The sequence below is a fragment of the Sphingomonas sp. CCH15-F11 genome (assembly GCF_001557005.1).
Taxonomy (GTDB): Bacteria; Pseudomonadota; Alphaproteobacteria; order Sphingomonadales; family Sphingomonadaceae; genus Sphingomonas.
Genome location: NZ_LSKG01000069.1, coordinates 105241 through 120769 on the forward strand (window position 1 = coordinate 105241; position 15529 = coordinate 120769).

Consider the following 15529-nt stretch of genomic DNA (forward strand, 5'->3'; position numbering starts at 1 on the left):
CCGCCCCCTATTTAGGAGGTCGGCGCGTCTTCCTCAAGCACCGCCGCGATTGCTTCGAGTCGTTCGGCCAGGTTGGAAAGCAGATGGTCCGCAACCCCCGATGGCGGATTGGCCTGGGCATCGGCCAGTTCGTCGGCGATCATCAGCGCGACGAAAAGCATCGCGCGCTCGCCGGGCACGCCGCCGGCGACCTTGATCGCGGCGTCCGAATGGCGATCGAGCAGGGCGGCCAGCCGTTCGAGCCGCGCCTCGTCGCCGGGACGGCACGCGACCTGATGCTGGCGCCCGGCGACGGTGAGCAGGACGTGGCTCATGCGTCCTCGGTCCCCCGCGCCTCTTGCGCGGCGATCAGCGTGTCGAGCGCGTCGAGCGCGTCGGTCATGCGTGCACGCAGCAGCTGGTGGCGTCGCGTAAGCGCGGCGGTAGCGGCAACGCGCGCAGCGGACGCCCGCTCGATACGCGCCACGGCGCGTTCGATTCGCGCGAGGGCAGGGTTGGTCATGTCGTCGGAAGCAAGGTCGGCCATCGCATGACGATTACGCCGCCCGGCACGCACGGGCAAGCGCGGCTGGCCGGTTGACGAAGGCGCGTCGCCGCCGCAAAGGGGCGGGCCATCAGCATTATGGCCGCGGCCGATCCCGGCACCGTGGCGCGATGGGCCAGGCGATCCGGCTGGCCGAACAAGGAGCAGCATGGCCGCGACCGACACCCAACTCGCCAACGCGATCCGGGCGCTTGCCATGGATGCGGTCGAAGCCGCCAATTCCGGCCATCCGGGGATGCCGATGGGGATGGCGGACGCCGCGACCGTCCTGTTCACCCGGTTCCTGAAGCACGATCCCGCCGACCCGCGCTGGCCCGACCGCGATCGTTTCGTGTTGTCGGCCGGGCATGGCTCGATGCTGATCTATGCGCTGCTGCACCTGACCGGCTATGCGCGCCCGACGATCGACGACATCCGCAATTTCCGCCAGCTCGGCAGCCCGTGTGCGGGGCACCCGGAGAATTTCGAGCTGCCCGGGGTGGAGACGACGACCGGGCCGCTGGGCCAGGGCTTTGCCACCGCGGTCGGCATGGCGATCGCCGAGCGTCATTTGAACGCGGTGTTCGGCGACGCGCTGGTCGACCATCGCACCTGGGTAATCGCCGGCGACGGCTGCCTGATGGAAGGCATCAACCATGAGGCGGTGGGGCTGGCCGGGCATCTGAAGCTCGGGCGGTTGAACGTGCTGTGGGACGACAACCGCATCACCATCGACGGCGCGGTCGCGCTGTCGTCGAGCGAGGATATCCCCGCGCGCTATCGCGCATCGGGCTGGCACGTCGTCGAATGCGACGGGCATGACTTCGCCGATGTCGAGCGCGCGCTGACCGAAGCCCGTGACTCGGACCTGCCGTCGCTGATCCGCTGCCGCACGACGATCGGCAAGGGCGCGCCCAACAAGGGCGGCACCTCGGGCGTCCACGGATCGCCGCTCGGTGCCGCCGAAGTCGCCGCAGCGCGCGAGGCGCTGGGCTGGACCGCGCCGCCGTTCGAGGTACCGCAGGACATTCGCGATGCGTGGCTGGCGGCGGGCAAGGCGCGCGCCGGTCTTCACACCGAATGGCAGCAGCGCCTGGCAAGCCATCAAGATAAAGACGAATTTCTGCGACGGATGTCGGGCGAGCTATCCGCCGATTTCAGCCTCGCCGCGCATGTTGACGGACTGATCGCGGCCCCGCAGAAGGTCGCGACGCGCAAGGCGTCCGAACTGGCGCTGGGCGCGATCAATGCCCTGCTGCCCGAGACGATCGGCGGTTCGGCCGATCTGACCGGCTCCAACAATACGCGGACGAAGGATCAGGCACCGCTGACGGCCGACGATTATTCGGGCCGCTATCTCAGCTATGGCATCCGCGAATTCGGCATGGCAGCGGCGATGAACGGGATGGCGCTGCATGGTGGCGTCATCCCCTATGGCGGCACGTTCCTGGTCTTCGCCGATTATTGCCGCGCGGCGATCCGTCTGTCGGCGCTCCAGCAGGCGCGCGTCATCTATGTGCTCACGCACGATTCGATCGGGCTGGGCGAGGACGGGCCGACCCACCAGCCGGTCGAGCACCTGACCAGCCTGCGGTTGATCCCCAATCTGGAGGTCTATCGGCCCTGCGATGCGGTCGAGACCGCAGAATGCTGGGAACTCGCGCTGCGGCGCGCCGACGGCCCGGCGGTGCTGGCGCTCACCCGCCAGAACCTGCCCCAGCTGCGCACCGAAGCGGCGGGCGAGAACCGCTCCGCGCGCGGCGCTTATCGCCTGCAGGCGGCCAGCGCGCCGCGCCGCGTGGTGCTGATCGCCACCGGTTCCGAGGTCGAGATCGCGGTCGCGGTGCGCGCGGCGCTGGAGGAGCGCGGCATCGGTGCCGACGTCGTGTCGATGCCGTGCTGGGAACGGTTCGACGCGCAGGACGCGGGTTATCGTGCCGACCTGTTGCCCGTCGACGCGCTGCGCGTGTCGATCGAGGCGGGAACGACGCTGGGCTGGGAACGCTATACCGGGACGGACGGGCTGCGCTTCGGGATCGACAGCTTCGGTGCGTCGGCACCGGCGCCTGCGCTCTACCAGCATTTCGGGCTGACCGCGGATGCGATCACGCCGCGGATCATCGAACGACTCTAACGGCTTCACGGGAGTAAGCACGACATGACGAAGGTTGCGATCAACGGCTTTGGGCGCATCGGCCGCCTCGTGGCGCGCGCGATCCTGGAGCGTCCGGATTGCGGGCTCGAGCTGGTGACGATCAACGATCTTGCCGATGCCAAGTCGAATGCGTGGCTGTTCAGCCGCGATTCGGTGCACGGCAAGTATCCGGGCAGCGTCGCCGCCGACGGTACCGACCTGGTGATCGACGGCAAGCGCATCGCCGTCACCGCCGAGCGCGATCCCGCCAACCTGCCGCACGCCAAGCACGGCGTCGACATCGTGCTGGAATGCACGGGCTTCTTCACCGACCGCGCGTCGGCGCAGAAGCATATCGATGCAGGTGCCAAGAAGGTGCTGATTTCCGCCCCCGGCAAGAATGTCGACCTGACGGTCGTCTATGGCGTCAACCACGACAAGCTGGAGGCCGCGCACACCATCGTGTCCAACGCGTCGTGCACGACCAACTGCCTGGCCCCGGTTGCCAAGGTGATGAATGACGCGATCGGGATCGAGCGCGGGCTGATGACCACCGTCCACGCCTATACCAACGACCAGAAGATCCTGGATCAGATCCATCCCGACCTGCGCCGCGCGCGGGCGGCCGCGATGTCGATCATCCCGACCACCACCGGTGCTGCGCGCGCGGTGGGCGAGGTGCTGCCCGAGCTGAAGGGCAAGCTCGACGGTTCGGCGATCCGGGTGCCGGTGCCGGACGTCAGCCTGGTTGACCTGACCTTCACGCCCGCGCGCGAAACGACGAAGGACGAGGTCAACGCGATCCTGAAGGCCGCGTCGGAAAGCGGGCCGCTTGCCGGCATCCTCGACTATTCGGACGAGCCTCTGGTCTCGATCGATCTGATGCACAATCAGGCGTCCTCGACAATCGACAGCCTGGAGACCGCGGTGATCGACGGTAAGCTGGTGCGCGTCGTCAGCTGGTACGACAATGAATGGGGCTTCTCCAACCGCATGGTCGATACCGCCAGCGCGATGGCGAAGCTGGGCTGAGCCAGGACGATGACCGGTCGCCTCGCCGGGATCGCCCGACATGCCCGGCCCCGCGCGCCGATCGAGGTGGTCGATGCGGTGGCGGTCAGCATCGACGGTGGCCTGCACGGTGATTTTCGCGGGGCGATCAAGCCCGGCGGTCGCGGCCGCCGCCAGGTGACGCTGATCGAGGCGGGCGACTGGGCACAGGCGATGGCGGAGGTCGGCCACACGCTGCCGTGGTGGCACCGGCGCGCCAACCTGCTGGTCGAGGGGCTCGACCTCCCGCAGCAGCCGGACATGCTGCTGCGCATCGGTGCGGAGGTTGTGCTGCGCGTCACGGTCGAATGCGAACCGTGCAGCCGCATGGAGGAAGTCGCGCCCGGACTGCGTGCCGCGCTGACCCCGGACTGGCGGGGCGGGGCATGTACGAAGGTCGTCACCGGCGGGACCATCCGCATCGGCGACGCAATAAGGATCGAAGCATGAGCCGCAATTTCAAGACCCTCGACGATATCGGTGACGTCACCGGCAAGCGCGTGCTGGTGCGCGAGGATTTGAACGTGCCGATGGCCGACGGCGCGGTGACCGACGACACGCGGCTGCGCGCCGCGGTGTCGACGATCACCGAACTGGCCGATCGTGGCGCGATCGTCCTGATCCTGGCGCATTTCGGCCGGCCCAAGGTGCCGTCGCCCGAACATTCGACGGCCCAGATCACGCGCCCCCTGTCCGACGTGCTCGGTCGTGCGGTGCGATATATCGACTGGGAGGGCGCGGCGGAATCGGTCGCGACGCTCCAGCCCGGCGATATCGGGCTGCTCGAGAATACCCGATTCTTCGGCGGTGAGGAAAAGAACGATCCGGCGGTGGTCGAACGCTTCGCGGCGCTGGGCGACCTCTATGTCAACGATGCCTTCTCGGCCGCGCATCGCGCGCATGCCTCGACCGAGGGTCTGGCGCGTCGCCTGCCGGCCTTTGCCGGGCGTCAGATGGAGGCCGAGCTCGATGCGCTCGACAAGGCGCTGGGCAATCCCGAGCATCCCGTCGCCGCGGTGGTCGGCGGGGCGAAGGTGTCGACCAAGCTCGACGTGCTCAGGCATCTGGTCGCGCGCGTCGATCATCTGATCATCGGCGGCGGCATGGCCAACACCTTCCTCGCCGCGCGCGGCGTCGATGTCGGCAAAAGCCTGTGCGAGCATGACCTGACCGCAACCGCGGAGGCGATCCTGGATGCGGCCGATGCCGCCAACTGTACCGTCCACCTGCCCTATGACGTGATGGTCGCGACCGAGTTCGCCGCGCACCCCGCATCGCTGCGCACCGCCAATGTCCATGAGGTCGCCGCCGACGAGATGATCCTCGACATCGGACCCGCAGCGACCGAGGCGCTCGCCGACGTGCTCAAGACCTGTCGCACGCTCGTGTGGAACGGCCCGCTCGGCGCGTTCGAGACGCCCCCGTTCGATGCCGCGACCGTGGCGCTGGCCCGCACCGCCGCCGCGCTGACCCGCGAGGGGTCGCTGGTGTCGGTCGCCGGCGGAGGCGACACCGTCGCCGCGCTCAACCAGGCCGGGGTCGCGGCCGACATGACCTTCGTCTCGACCGCCGGCGGCGCGTTCCTCGAATGGATGGAGGGCAAGGCGTTGCCCGGCGTCGCTGCCCTTGCCCGCTAAGCTGAACCGAACCCGTACAGGAGAACAGAGTTGATGAACCAGGCCGACATGACTGCCCGGATCGCCGCGGGCAGGGGCTTCATCGCCGCGCTCGACCAGTCGGGCGGATCGACGCCCAAGGCGCTCAAGGGCTATGGCGTCGACGAAACCGCGTGGTCGACCGATGAGGAGATGTTCGCGCTCATCCACGCCATGCGGGCGCGGATCATCACTTCGCCCGTATTCGCCGGCGACAAGGTGCTGGGCGCGATCCTGTTCGAGCGGACGATGGACGGCGAAGTGGCGGGGCAGCCGACCCCTGCGGCGCTGATCGCGCGCGGGGTCGTGCCGTTCATCAAGATCGACAAGGGGCTGGAAGACGAGGCGAACGGCGTCCAGCTGATGAAGCCGATGCCCGATCTCGACACGCTGCTCACCCGCGCGCGGGCGCTGGGCGTGTTCGGGACCAAGGAGCGTTCGGTCATCAACCTCGCCAACCGGGCCGGCATCGCGGCCGTCGTCGCGCAGCAGTTCGAGGTGGCACGTCAGGTCCTGGCGAGCGGACTGGTGCCGATCATCGAGCCGGAGGTGAACATCAAGTCGCCCGAGCGCGCGGCCGCCGACGCGATCCTGCGCGACGAGATCCTGCTTGCGCTCGACGCGATGCCCGGCGACGACCGCGTGATGCTCAAACTGTCGATCCCCGCCACGCCGGGCCTGTTCGATCCGCTGGTCGATCATCCGCGCGTGTTGCGCGTCGTCGCGCTGTCGGGCGGCTATGCGCGCCCCGAGGCCTGTGCCGAGCTGGCGAAGAATCGCGGCATGATCGCGAGTTTCAGCCGCGCTCTGCTCGAGGAGCTGCGCCATCCGATGAGCGACGCGGAATTCGACGCCGCACTCGGCACAGCGATCGACGACATCTACACCGCGTCGGTCGACAAGGTCGCCGTGCCGGCATGACCGCGGCATGACCGACGACGATCCGCTCGGCCCGCTCGACCCCGATTTCGCCGCGCAGTTCGTGCGCGACGATCGGCGTCCGGCCTGCCAGCTCTATCTGGTGTCACCGCTGGACGTGGGCGGGGGTTTCCCCGACCGGCTGGCGCGTGCGCTCGATGCCGGGCCGGCGGCGGCGTTCCAGTTCCGGGTCAAGGGCGTCGACCAGCATCAGGCCGCACGGTTGGCCGAGCCGCTGCAGCGCATCTGCGCCGATCGCGATGTCGCCTTCATCGTCAACGACGATGTGTCGCTCGCCCGGCGGCTGGGGGCGGACGGCGTCCACCTGGGGCAGGGCGACGGCGATCCGCGCGAGGCGCGTCAACTGGTCGGGCCATCGATGCAGATTGGCGTGACGTGTCACGACAGCCGCCATTTGGCGATGGAAGCGGGCGAGGCGGGGGCCGATTATGTCGCGTTCGGCGCCTTCTTTCCTTCGACGACGAAGGATGCGCGCCACCGCGCGGACCCGGTGCTGCTCAGCTGGTGGACGACGGTGTTCGAGCTGCCCTGCGTGGCGATCGGCGGGATCACCCCCGCAAACGCGCCCGCGCTGATCGCGGCCGGTGCGGATTTCATCGCGGTTTCGGGCGCGGTGTGGGCAGGCGACGAAGCGCAGGCGATGCGCGATTTCGCCGCGGTGCTGGGGTCCGGGGGGCACGATACTTCGGTCGCAGCCTCGAAATAACGAACCCACCGCGAACGACGGCCGCGCATTTTATGCGCGCAGCGGTCGAAATCGCTTGTCAGATTAGATCCATTTTTGCAGCATCTTGTTCTGGCGTTCCGCAGGGCGCCGGACGCGGCGTCGGACGGCATGGTTTCGTTCGATGCGGCGGAGACATATTCACCAGTTCGACCGACAGCCGGCAAGCGGCGCGGCGGAAACAGGTGGAGACGGAGAGGCCTGGATTCACTTCCGAAGGGGGAAGATTCCATGCTGGTCACCTGCGCGCGGTCGACGACCGCGATGATCGTCGTATCGCTTGCTTCGCTTTCATCCCTGTCGCCCGCCGCGCGCGCCCAGTCGGTCGCCGGTGCCGCCAGCCAGCGGCCGGAAACGCCGCCGGACGAGGAAATCTATGTCACCGGCCGGCGCGTGTCCGATGCCGAGGTCGCGATCGGCACCGACCAGACGACGTCGACGATCTCGATCACGCGTGAGGCGCTGCTGTCCGCGCCGGCGGGGATTTCGGGCCTCAAGATGCTCGAGGGGCTGCCCGGGTTCAACGTCCAGGCCAACGACGCGCTCGGTCTCTATGAATTCGGCAACTCGGTGTTCGTCCGCGCTTTCAATTTTCAGCAGATCGGCTTCGTGCTCGATGGCGTGCCGATGGGGCGTTCGGATCAGTTCGGGGGCAGCCCGATCTTCCGCTATGTCGAGAACGAGAATCTCGAGCGGGTGACCGCCAGCCCCGGCGCGGGCGACGTGTCGCTGCCCAGCTATGCCTCGCTTGGCCCCATCGTTCAGTATTTCACCACCGACCCCAATGATGAAATGGGCGCGACCGGCCAGTTCACCGTCGGCGCCGATTCCTTCACGCGCGGCTATCTCCGCCTCGATACCGGCAATCTCGGCGGCTTCTCCGCTTATGCCAGCTATTCGAAGCTCGACGCCGATGTGTGGCGCGGGCCGGGCACGATCGATCGCGAACATGTCGAGGCCAAGGCGCGCTATGCGTTCGGCGATCACGCGATCCGCGCACGCTTTCTCTACAACGACTATTTCGACTTCGATTCGCCGGCGATCAGCCAGGCGCAGTATGAGGGGACGGCGGGCGATCCGTTCGGGCGCAGCGGCCGCTATTTCGCCTATCTGGCCGAGGTGCCGGTGCTGGCGCCGCTGGCGACCGCGCCGACCATTCCGTTCTCGAACGCACTGTACAACCAGTATTTCAAGCAGGCGATCAACTCGCGCACCGATTATCTCTACAGCGTTTCGGGCGATTTCCAGGTAACGGGCGGCTTCTCGTTCAAGCCGGTCCTCTATTATGAGGACAAGAAGGGATACGGCGTATCGCCCGAAGCCTATGCGACGTCGCTTGCGTCCCACAACGCCCAGCGCCTGATCGTGCCCGGCCTGTTTGCGCCGCGCGGCCTGCAATACGGCCTGTCGACGATCGAGGGCACGCGGTACGGCGTCGTCGGCGACTTCAGCGTCGATGTCGGCCCGCATCTGGTCCAGTTCGGCTTTTGGGGCGAGAATGACGATTATCATCGCACCCAGGACCGCTTCAACCATGCCAACGGCAATCCCGACGGCGAGCCGCTGCTGAACGAGCCGGTCCACCGCCAGCGCGATTACATCTCGACCCGCGAAACGCTGCAGCTCCATGCCAAGCTGTCGCTCAACCTGCTCGACGACCGGCTCAAGCTCGATCTCGGGGCCAAGGGGTTGACCATCGGCTACGAAATCCGGGGGTATCGCAACCCCGCGGACTATATCGCGCGACGCCAGCCGCGCCTGACCGACCGTTATGAAGATCTGTTCCTCCCCCAGGTCGGGGCGGTCTTCAACATCACCCGACGCGAACAGATTTTCGCGTCCTACTCGGAGAACATGGCGTTGCCGCGCGGTGCCGACGACATCTTCTCCGCCGCCAGCCCGCTCGCGCCCGGACCGGACGCGGAAACATCGAAGAATTACGAGCTCGGCTTTCGTACCAATCGCCCGGCATTCAATGCGTCGCTCGCGCTGTTCTACACGCGCTTCGACAACCGGCTTCAGTCCTTTGCCGCACCCGTCCCGGGTTCGCCGCAGCTGGAGACGTTTTTCCAGAATGTCGGATCGGTCGAGTCCTATGGCGCGGAATTGACCGGCATCGTCAAGCCGGTCGACTTCCTCTACGTCAACGCCAACGTCACCTACAACATCGCGAAATTCCTGGACAATTATTCGACGCTGTCGATCGCGGGCAACCGGGTGCCCGACAATGCCGAATGGCTGGTTCAGGCCGGGGTGACGATCGAGCCGACCAGCTGGCTCGTCGCCAATTTCTCCGGACGTTACCTGAGCGAGCGCAACACCAATTTCATCAATAGCCAGCAAATCCCCGGCTACGCGATCTTCAACGCCTATGTCGACTTCGGCGAAGGCATCGACGCCGGACCGTTCAAGGCGATCCGCATCCGCGCCAATGTCGATAACCTGTTCAACAAGGACTATCTGGGCACGATCAACGTCGCGACGACGGGGCTCGCGACCTTCCGGCCGGGCCCCGACCGGACGTGGCAGCTTTCGATCCGCGCCGATTTGTAGACCAGGTTCGCCGCGGGACCGGGACGGATGCCCCCGGTCCCGCGGCACGATCCACCCGGCCTGCTCGCCTTGCCCGACCGGGCAGGGGCTGCGCGCGGCCGACGGTGGGTGCCCGCAATCGGGCAATATCGTGGAGGTTCTTGCCCCCGCGCCCCTGCACGGATAAAGGCCCGGTTTCTCGCTCTTTCCAACTTGCAGGCACAGCCATGAAGATCAGCGGCGTCGACATTCGCCCCGGCAACATCATCGAATATGAAGGCGGCATCTGGCGCGCCGTGAAGATTCAGCACACCCAGCCGGGCAAGGGCGGTGCCTATATGCAGGTCGAGATGAAGAACCTGCGTGACGGCCGCAAGAACAACGTCCGCTTCCGCTCGGCCGAGACGGTCGAGCGCGTCCGGCTGGATACCAAGGATTTCCAGTTCCTCTATCCCGAGGGCGACATGCTCGTCTTCATGGACAAGGAAACCTATGAGCAGACCACGCTGCCCCGCGATCTGCTGGGCGATGCGGCCGCCTTCCTTCAGGACGGCATGGACGTGGTGATGGAACTCTATGACGAGGAAGCGATCAGCGTCCAGCTGCCCGACACGATCGAGGCGACGATCGTCGAGGCGGATGCGGTGGTAAAGGGACAGACCGCGTCGTCGAGCTACAAGCCCGCTGTCCTCGACAATGGCGTGCGCGTGATGGTGCCGCCGCATATCGGCGCGGGCACCCGCATCGTCGTCGATGTCTATGAACAGACCTATGTCCGCCGCGCGGATTGAACGACATGCCGACGATCATCACAGACGCGCGCAGCTTTCGCGCTGACCGCGCCTGGGGCGCGCGCGACCTGGCCGAGATCGGCGGCGCGACCGTGCGGCTGCATTGGACCGACCAACCCTATAAGTGGCACGTCAATGACGGTGCCGAGGTGTTCGTGGTCATCGATGGTACGGTCGACATGCACTATCGCCTGGCGGGCGAAGAGCATCGCGTGCTGCTGAACAGCGGCGATATCTTCATGGCCGATGTGGGCGACGAGCATGTCGCGCGTCCGCAGGGCGAGGCGCGCATCCTGGTCGTCGAACGAAAAGGCTCGGTGTAAGAGCCTTTGAATCTCCCTCTCCCCGTCGGGGGGAGGGTCGGGGAGAGGGGCTGGCTTAGGCCGGTCGGTCTCCCCTCATTCCCTTCTCCCAACCCTCTCCCCATGGGGGAGCGGGCCAAAGGTTTAACATGGTAGCCCATTCCGGCCTGATCACCGTCATCGACCGCGCCGCGCGCAAGGCCGCGCCGCGCCTGCGCCGCGACTTCAACGAGGTCCAGCACCTGCAGGTCAGCCGCAAGGGACCGGCCGATTTCGTGTCGATGGCCGACAAGCGGGCCGAGCAGACGATCGTCGAGGAACTGCGCAAGGCGCGGCCCGACTGGGGCATGCTGCTCGAGGAAGGCGGCGAGATCGCAGGCGATCCCGACAAGCCGCGCTTCATCGTCGATCCGCTGGACGGCACCAGCAACTTCCTGCACGGCATCCCGCATTTCGCCATCTCCATCGCGGTCGAGGATCCGCGCGGGCCCCAGGGCAAGCCCGAGATCACCCATGGCCTGGTCTATCAGCCGCTGACCGATGAGAGCTTCTGGGCCGAGAAGGGCCGCGGTGCGTGGCTGACCGACCAGCGGCTGCGGGTGTCGGCGCGCACCGAGTTGGCCGATGCGCTGATTGCGACGGGAATTCCGTTCCTGGGCCACGGCAATTTCGCCGAGTGGAGCCGCATTTTCGGCGCAGTTGCGCCCGAAGTCGCGGGCATCCGGCGGTTCGGCTCGGCAGCGCTCGACCTTGCCTGGGTCGCGGCGGGGCGCTTCGACGGCTATTGGGAAAGCGGGCTCCAGCCGTGGGATGTCGCGGCCGGCATGCTGCTGGTCAAGGAAGCGGGCGGCTTCGTCACCGACTTTCGCGGGTCCGATCGGGCGATGGAGCGCAACGAGTTCCTGGCCGCCACCGACGGCCTGCATTCCAAGCTGCACAAGCTGGTTGCGACGTCGCTGCGCTAGACGCGGCGCGCGCTGGGACCCGCGATTTTCGGGGCCGGGACCGCATGTTTTTTGCCGCCCGCGCCCTTGCTCCGCCACCCCCATCGGCCTAGAAGCCGAGCGATATTCCGCAACCGCGAGAAGGTGCCTTGCCCGACCTGCTGCAATATCTGCCGATCCTGCTGTTCCTGGGCGTGGCGCTGGCGCTTTCCTGTGCGTTCGTGTTCCTGCCGATGGTGGTGTCGCGGCTGACCGGCACGCACCAGCCGACACCGGAAAAGCTTGCCGAATATGAATGCGGCTTTCCCGCGTTCGAGGATTCGCGCAGCCAGTTCGACGTGCGCTTCTACCTTGTCGCGATTCTGTTCATCGTCTTCGATCTGGAGGCCGCATTCCTCTATCCCTGGGCGGTGACGGTGTTCGACCTTGGCTGGGTCGCGTGGATTTCGATGATGATCTTCATCGGCGAACTGGCGCTGGGCCTGATCTATGCCTGGAAGGTCGGCGCGCTGGATTGGGAATGAGTGAGATGAACCAGCTTACCCCCGCGGTGCCGGGTGATGCGATCGTCCCGCCGGACGTGCAGTTTTACAACGATCTGAACGGCGAATTGGGGGACAAGGGCTTCCTGGTCACCTCGACAGAGGACCTGTTCAACTGGGCGCGCACCGGCAGCCTGTGGTGGATGACCTTTGGCCTGGCGTGCTGCGCGGTCGAGATGATCCACGTCAACATGCCGCGCTATGACATGGAGCGGTTCGGCGTCGCCCCGCGCGCGTCCCCGCGCCAGTCGGACGTGATGATCGTGGCGGGCACGCTGTGCAACAAGATGGCGCCGGCGCTGCGCCGGGTTTACGACCAGATGTCGGAGCCCAAATACGTCATCTCGATGGGCAGCTGCGCCAATGGCGGCGGCTATTACCACTACAGCTACAGCGTGGTGCGCGGCTGCGACCGGATCGTTCCGGTCGACATCTATGTCCCCGGCTGTCCGCCGACCGCCGAGGCGCTGCTCTATGGCGTGATGCAGTTGCAGCGGAAGATCCGCCGTGTCGGGACGATCGAGCGGTGAACGCGCCTTCGTCATTCCTGGACAGGCCGACGCGCGTCACGAAGGCCAGCGCAACCGGTGCGACCGCCACGGGCGCGGGCGCGGTCGGCATGCTGGCCGGCGGCGCACTGGCCGCGGGGTTCATCGCGCTGGGCGCGGTCGTTATCGGCCGGCTGATCGTCCGCCGCGCGCGCGTCGAGCGGCTTGAGGTCGGCGAACTGGTGATCCATCGCCTGACCCGTGTGGAGGAGGCGCGCGATGCTTAGTTCGGCCCCCCGCTATGTCGCGAATGATGGCGTGATCGACACCGCGCGCGCCGCGCTGGGCGACATGATCGTCGAGGCGCAGGACCTGGTCGGCGAAGTGACGCTGACCGTGGTGCGCGACCGCCTGGTCGAAGCGATGATATCGCTGCGCGATACGCCGGGCCTGGAATATCAGCAGCTGATGGAGATTGCGGGGGTCGATTATCCCGCGCGGGCCGAGCGGTTCGACGTCTGCTACCATCTGCTCAGCCTGACGCGAAACCACCGCGTCCGCGTGCGCGTCACGACCGACGAAGTCGCGGCGGTGCCGTCGGTGACGGGGATCTGGCCGGTCGCGGGCTGGTTGGAGCGCGAAGTGTACGACATGTACGGCGTGCTGTTCGACGGCAATCCGGACCTGCGTCGCATCCTGACTGACTATGGCTTTCGCGGGCATCCGTTCCGCAAGGATTTCCCGCTGAGCGGGCATGTCGAGCTGCGCTATTCCGAAGAGGCCAAGCGCGTCGTCTATGAACCGGTCAAGCTGGCGCAGGATTTCCGTACCTTCGACTTCCTGAGCCCCTGGGAGGGCGCGCAATATGTGCTGCCGGGCGACGAGAAGGCACCTCCGCCGCCCGCTCCTCCGCCGCCCGCTCCTGCGCCGCCGGCTGCGCCCGAGGCCAAGGGGGCGCCGACGCCGGCAACCGCTGATCAGGTCGCCAAGGCCGACGCATCGCCCGCGGTCGCGCCCGCGGTCAGCGAGGTCAAGACCACCGAGCACACCGGCCAGAGCGGTGCGGGCCAGCCGCATCCGGGCGACCTGCCCGCGGAAAAGCCCAAGGCCAAGCGCGCGCCACGCGCGAAGGCTGCCGATCCCGCGACCGAGGCGAAGCCGGCGGCAAAGCGCGCCCGCAAGCCCAAGGCCGAGCCGAAAGGGGAAGTGTGACGATGCCCGCACCTGAACCGATCGTGCTGGCGGACAAGCTGGCGGCGTTCGCGGATCATTGGAATCCGCGCGTCATCGGCAGCTATAACGGCCATGAGCTGCGCGTTGCCAAGGTGCAGGGCGACTTCACCTGGCATGCCCATGCCGACACCGACGAGCTGTTCCTCGTCCTCAAGGGCGAGCTGGGGATCGAGTTTCGCGACGGCGTGCGCCGGCTGCGTGCGGGCGAAATGATCGTCGTGCCGCGCGGGACCGAGCATCGCCCGTTCGCCGAGGAAGAAGTCCACATGTTGATGATCGACCGCGAAGGCGAACCGAATACGGGCGACGCGCCCTCGCACCTGACCCGCGCGACGCTGGAGACATTGTGATGGCCGAGACGATCGATGCCACCGCGCCGGCGACCAGCGATGGCGCCGCCACCGACGAAGTGATGATCGAGAACTACACGATCAACTTCGGCCCGCAGCACCCGGCCGCGCACGGCGTGCTGCGGCTGGTGATGGAGCTGGACGGCGAGATCGTCGAGCGGCTCGATCCGCATGTCGGCCTGCTCCACCGCGGCACCGAAAAGCTGATCGAATACAAGACCTATACCCAGGCGATCCCCTATTTCGACCGGCTCGATTACTGTTCGCCGATGTGCATGGAGCATAGCTTCGTGCTGGCGGTCGAAAAGCTGCTCGACCTGGAGGTGCCGCTGCGCGCGCAATATCTGCGCGTGTTCTTCGCCGAGCTGACGCGCATCAAGAACCACATGCTCAACCTGGGCTCACACGTCATGGACGTGGGCGCGATGACGCCCAATCTGTGGATGTTCGAGCTGCGCGAAGACTGCATGAACTTCTACGAGCGCGCGTCGGGCGCGCGGATGCATGCCAATTATTTCCGCGTCGGCGGCGTGCATCAGGACGTGCCGCTGAAGCTGCTGACGGACATCGCCGACTGGCTCGACACCCGCCTGCCGCGCCTGTTCGAGGATGCAATCAGCCTGGTCGCCGAAAACCGCATCTTCAAGCAGCGCAACGTCGACATCGCCATCGTCAGCCGCGAGGATGCGATCAAGTGGGGCTTTTCCGGCCCGATGATCCGTGCGGCCGGCATCCCGTGGGATCTGCGCAAGTCGCAGCCCTATGACGTCTATGACCGCATGGAGTTCGACGTGCCGGTCGGCACGCGCGGCGACTGCTATGACCGGTTCATGGTGCGCGTCGAGGAAGTCCGCCAGTCGGCGCGGATCATGAAGCAGTGCCTGGCGCAAATGCCCGAAGGCCCGGTGATGACGCTCGATCGCAAGGTCGGCCCGCCGCCGCGCGGCGAGATGAAGCGGTCGATGGAAGCACTGATCCACCACTTCAAGCTCTATACCGAGGGCTATCACGTCCCCGCCGGCGAAGTATATGTCGCGACCGAAAGCCCCAAGGGCGAGTTCGGCGTCTATCTGGTCAGCGACGGCACCAACAAGCCCTATCGCTGCAAGATCCGCCCGACCGCGTTCAGCCATTTGCAGGCCATGGACTTCATGTCGCGCGGCCACATGCTGGCGGACACGACTGCCATTCTCGGCGCGATGGATATCGTGTTCGGGGAGTGTGACCGGTGACGGGTTGGCCGCGAGATGTATTCCTGTGTTCGATCGGCGCTTCAGTGGCGATGCAAGCTAGCGAATCGTGGCCCGGAAGGCAGGCCGTCC

18 protein-coding genes are annotated in these 15529 nt (G+C 66.6%); 16 read left to right on the forward strand and 2 right to left on the reverse strand.

Annotated elements, in window-relative coordinates:
- Positions 1-11: 11 nt before the first annotated feature.
- A complete protein-coding gene (locus AX709_RS06975; RefSeq protein ID WP_066548135.1) occupies positions 12-314 on the reverse strand; it encodes a cell division protein ZapA in 303 nt (100 codons plus the stop codon).
- Positions 311-526, reverse strand: coding sequence for a hypothetical protein (locus AX709_RS06980; protein ID WP_066548141.1), 216 nt, complete (start codon positions 524-526; stop codon positions 311-313). The genes AX709_RS06975 and AX709_RS06980 overlap by 4 nt, the downstream gene beginning before the upstream one ends.
- Positions 527-692: 166 nt before the next feature.
- Between AX709_RS06980 and tkt the strand changes: the two genes are divergently transcribed.
- The 16 genes from tkt to AX709_RS07060 all read left to right on the forward strand — a co-directional run bounded on the left by tkt (position 693) and on the right by AX709_RS07060 (position 15439).
- Positions 693-2657 (forward strand): transketolase, encoded by a 1965-nt coding sequence (gene tkt / locus AX709_RS06985; protein WP_066548143.1) that lies wholly within the window; start codon positions 693-695, stop codon positions 2655-2657.
- A 24-nt stretch (positions 2658-2681) separates the two neighbouring features.
- Positions 2682-3689 (forward strand): type I glyceraldehyde-3-phosphate dehydrogenase, encoded by a 1008-nt coding sequence (gap, locus tag AX709_RS06990; RefSeq protein WP_066476370.1) that lies wholly within the window; start codon positions 2682-2684, stop codon positions 3687-3689.
- A 9-nt stretch (positions 3690-3698) separates the two neighbouring features.
- Positions 3699-4157: an MOSC domain-containing protein gene (locus tag AX709_RS06995; protein WP_066548145.1), complete on the forward strand. Its 459-nt coding sequence runs from the start codon at positions 3699-3701 to the stop codon at positions 4155-4157.
- Positions 4154-5344, forward strand: coding sequence for a phosphoglycerate kinase (locus tag AX709_RS07000; RefSeq protein WP_066476368.1), 1191 nt, complete (start codon positions 4154-4156; stop codon positions 5342-5344). The genes AX709_RS06995 and AX709_RS07000 overlap by 4 nt, the downstream gene beginning before the upstream one ends.
- Positions 5345-5377: 33 nt before the next feature.
- Entirely contained in the window at positions 5378-6283 is a 906-nt protein-coding gene (locus AX709_RS07005) for a fructose bisphosphate aldolase (RefSeq protein WP_156454184.1), read from the forward strand.
- Between the two features lie 7 nt (positions 6284-6290).
- Positions 6291-7007: a thiamine phosphate synthase gene (thiE, locus tag AX709_RS07010; protein WP_066548153.1), complete on the forward strand. Its 717-nt coding sequence runs from the start codon at positions 6291-6293 to the stop codon at positions 7005-7007.
- Between the two features lie 249 nt (positions 7008-7256).
- A complete protein-coding gene (locus AX709_RS07015) occupies positions 7257-9578 on the forward strand; it encodes a TonB-dependent receptor (protein ID WP_082731665.1) in 2322 nt (773 codons plus the stop codon).
- A gap of 206 nt (positions 9579-9784) precedes the next feature.
- The gene (gene efp / locus AX709_RS07020; RefSeq protein WP_066476360.1) at positions 9785-10348 is read left to right on the forward strand and encodes an elongation factor P; all 564 of its coding nucleotides are present in this window, start codon (positions 9785-9787) and stop codon (positions 10346-10348) included.
- A 5-nt stretch (positions 10349-10353) separates the two neighbouring features.
- The gene (locus AX709_RS07025; RefSeq protein ID WP_066548156.1) at positions 10354-10671 is read left to right on the forward strand and encodes a cupin; all 318 of its coding nucleotides are present in this window, start codon (positions 10354-10356) and stop codon (positions 10669-10671) included.
- Positions 10672-10799: 128 nt separating this feature from the next.
- Complete coding sequence (locus AX709_RS07030) at positions 10800-11615, forward strand: inositol monophosphatase family protein (RefSeq protein ID WP_066548158.1); 816 nt, start codon at positions 10800-10802, stop codon at positions 11613-11615.
- Positions 11616-11743: 128 nt separating this feature from the next.
- On the forward strand, positions 11744-12118 hold the full coding sequence (gene ndhC / locus AX709_RS07035) for an NADH-quinone oxidoreductase subunit A (RefSeq protein WP_066476354.1): 375 nt from the start codon (positions 11744-11746) through the stop codon (positions 12116-12118).
- Between the two features lie 5 nt (positions 12119-12123).
- Positions 12124-12666, forward strand: coding sequence for a NuoB/complex I 20 kDa subunit family protein (locus AX709_RS07040; protein WP_197419061.1), 543 nt, complete (start codon positions 12124-12126; stop codon positions 12664-12666).
- Positions 12663-12911 carry a hypothetical protein gene (locus AX709_RS07045; RefSeq protein WP_082731187.1) on the forward strand — a complete coding sequence of 83 codons (249 nt, stop codon included), beginning with the start codon at positions 12663-12665 and terminating at the stop codon, positions 12909-12911. The genes AX709_RS07040 and AX709_RS07045 overlap by 4 nt, the downstream gene beginning before the upstream one ends.
- The gene (locus tag AX709_RS07050) at positions 12904-13836 is read left to right on the forward strand and encodes an NADH-quinone oxidoreductase subunit C (protein WP_066548162.1); all 933 of its coding nucleotides are present in this window, start codon (positions 12904-12906) and stop codon (positions 13834-13836) included. Before AX709_RS07045 ends, AX709_RS07050 begins: the two co-directional genes overlap by 8 nt.
- 2 nt (positions 13837-13838) lie before the next feature.
- Positions 13839-14207 (forward strand): cupin domain-containing protein, encoded by a 369-nt coding sequence (locus AX709_RS07055; RefSeq protein WP_066476345.1) that lies wholly within the window; start codon positions 13839-13841, stop codon positions 14205-14207.
- Entirely contained in the window at positions 14207-15439 is a 1233-nt protein-coding gene (locus AX709_RS07060; protein ID WP_066476342.1) for an NADH-quinone oxidoreductase subunit D, read from the forward strand. The genes AX709_RS07055 and AX709_RS07060 overlap by 1 nt, the downstream gene beginning before the upstream one ends.
- The last annotated feature ends 90 nt before the right edge of the window (positions 15440-15529 follow it).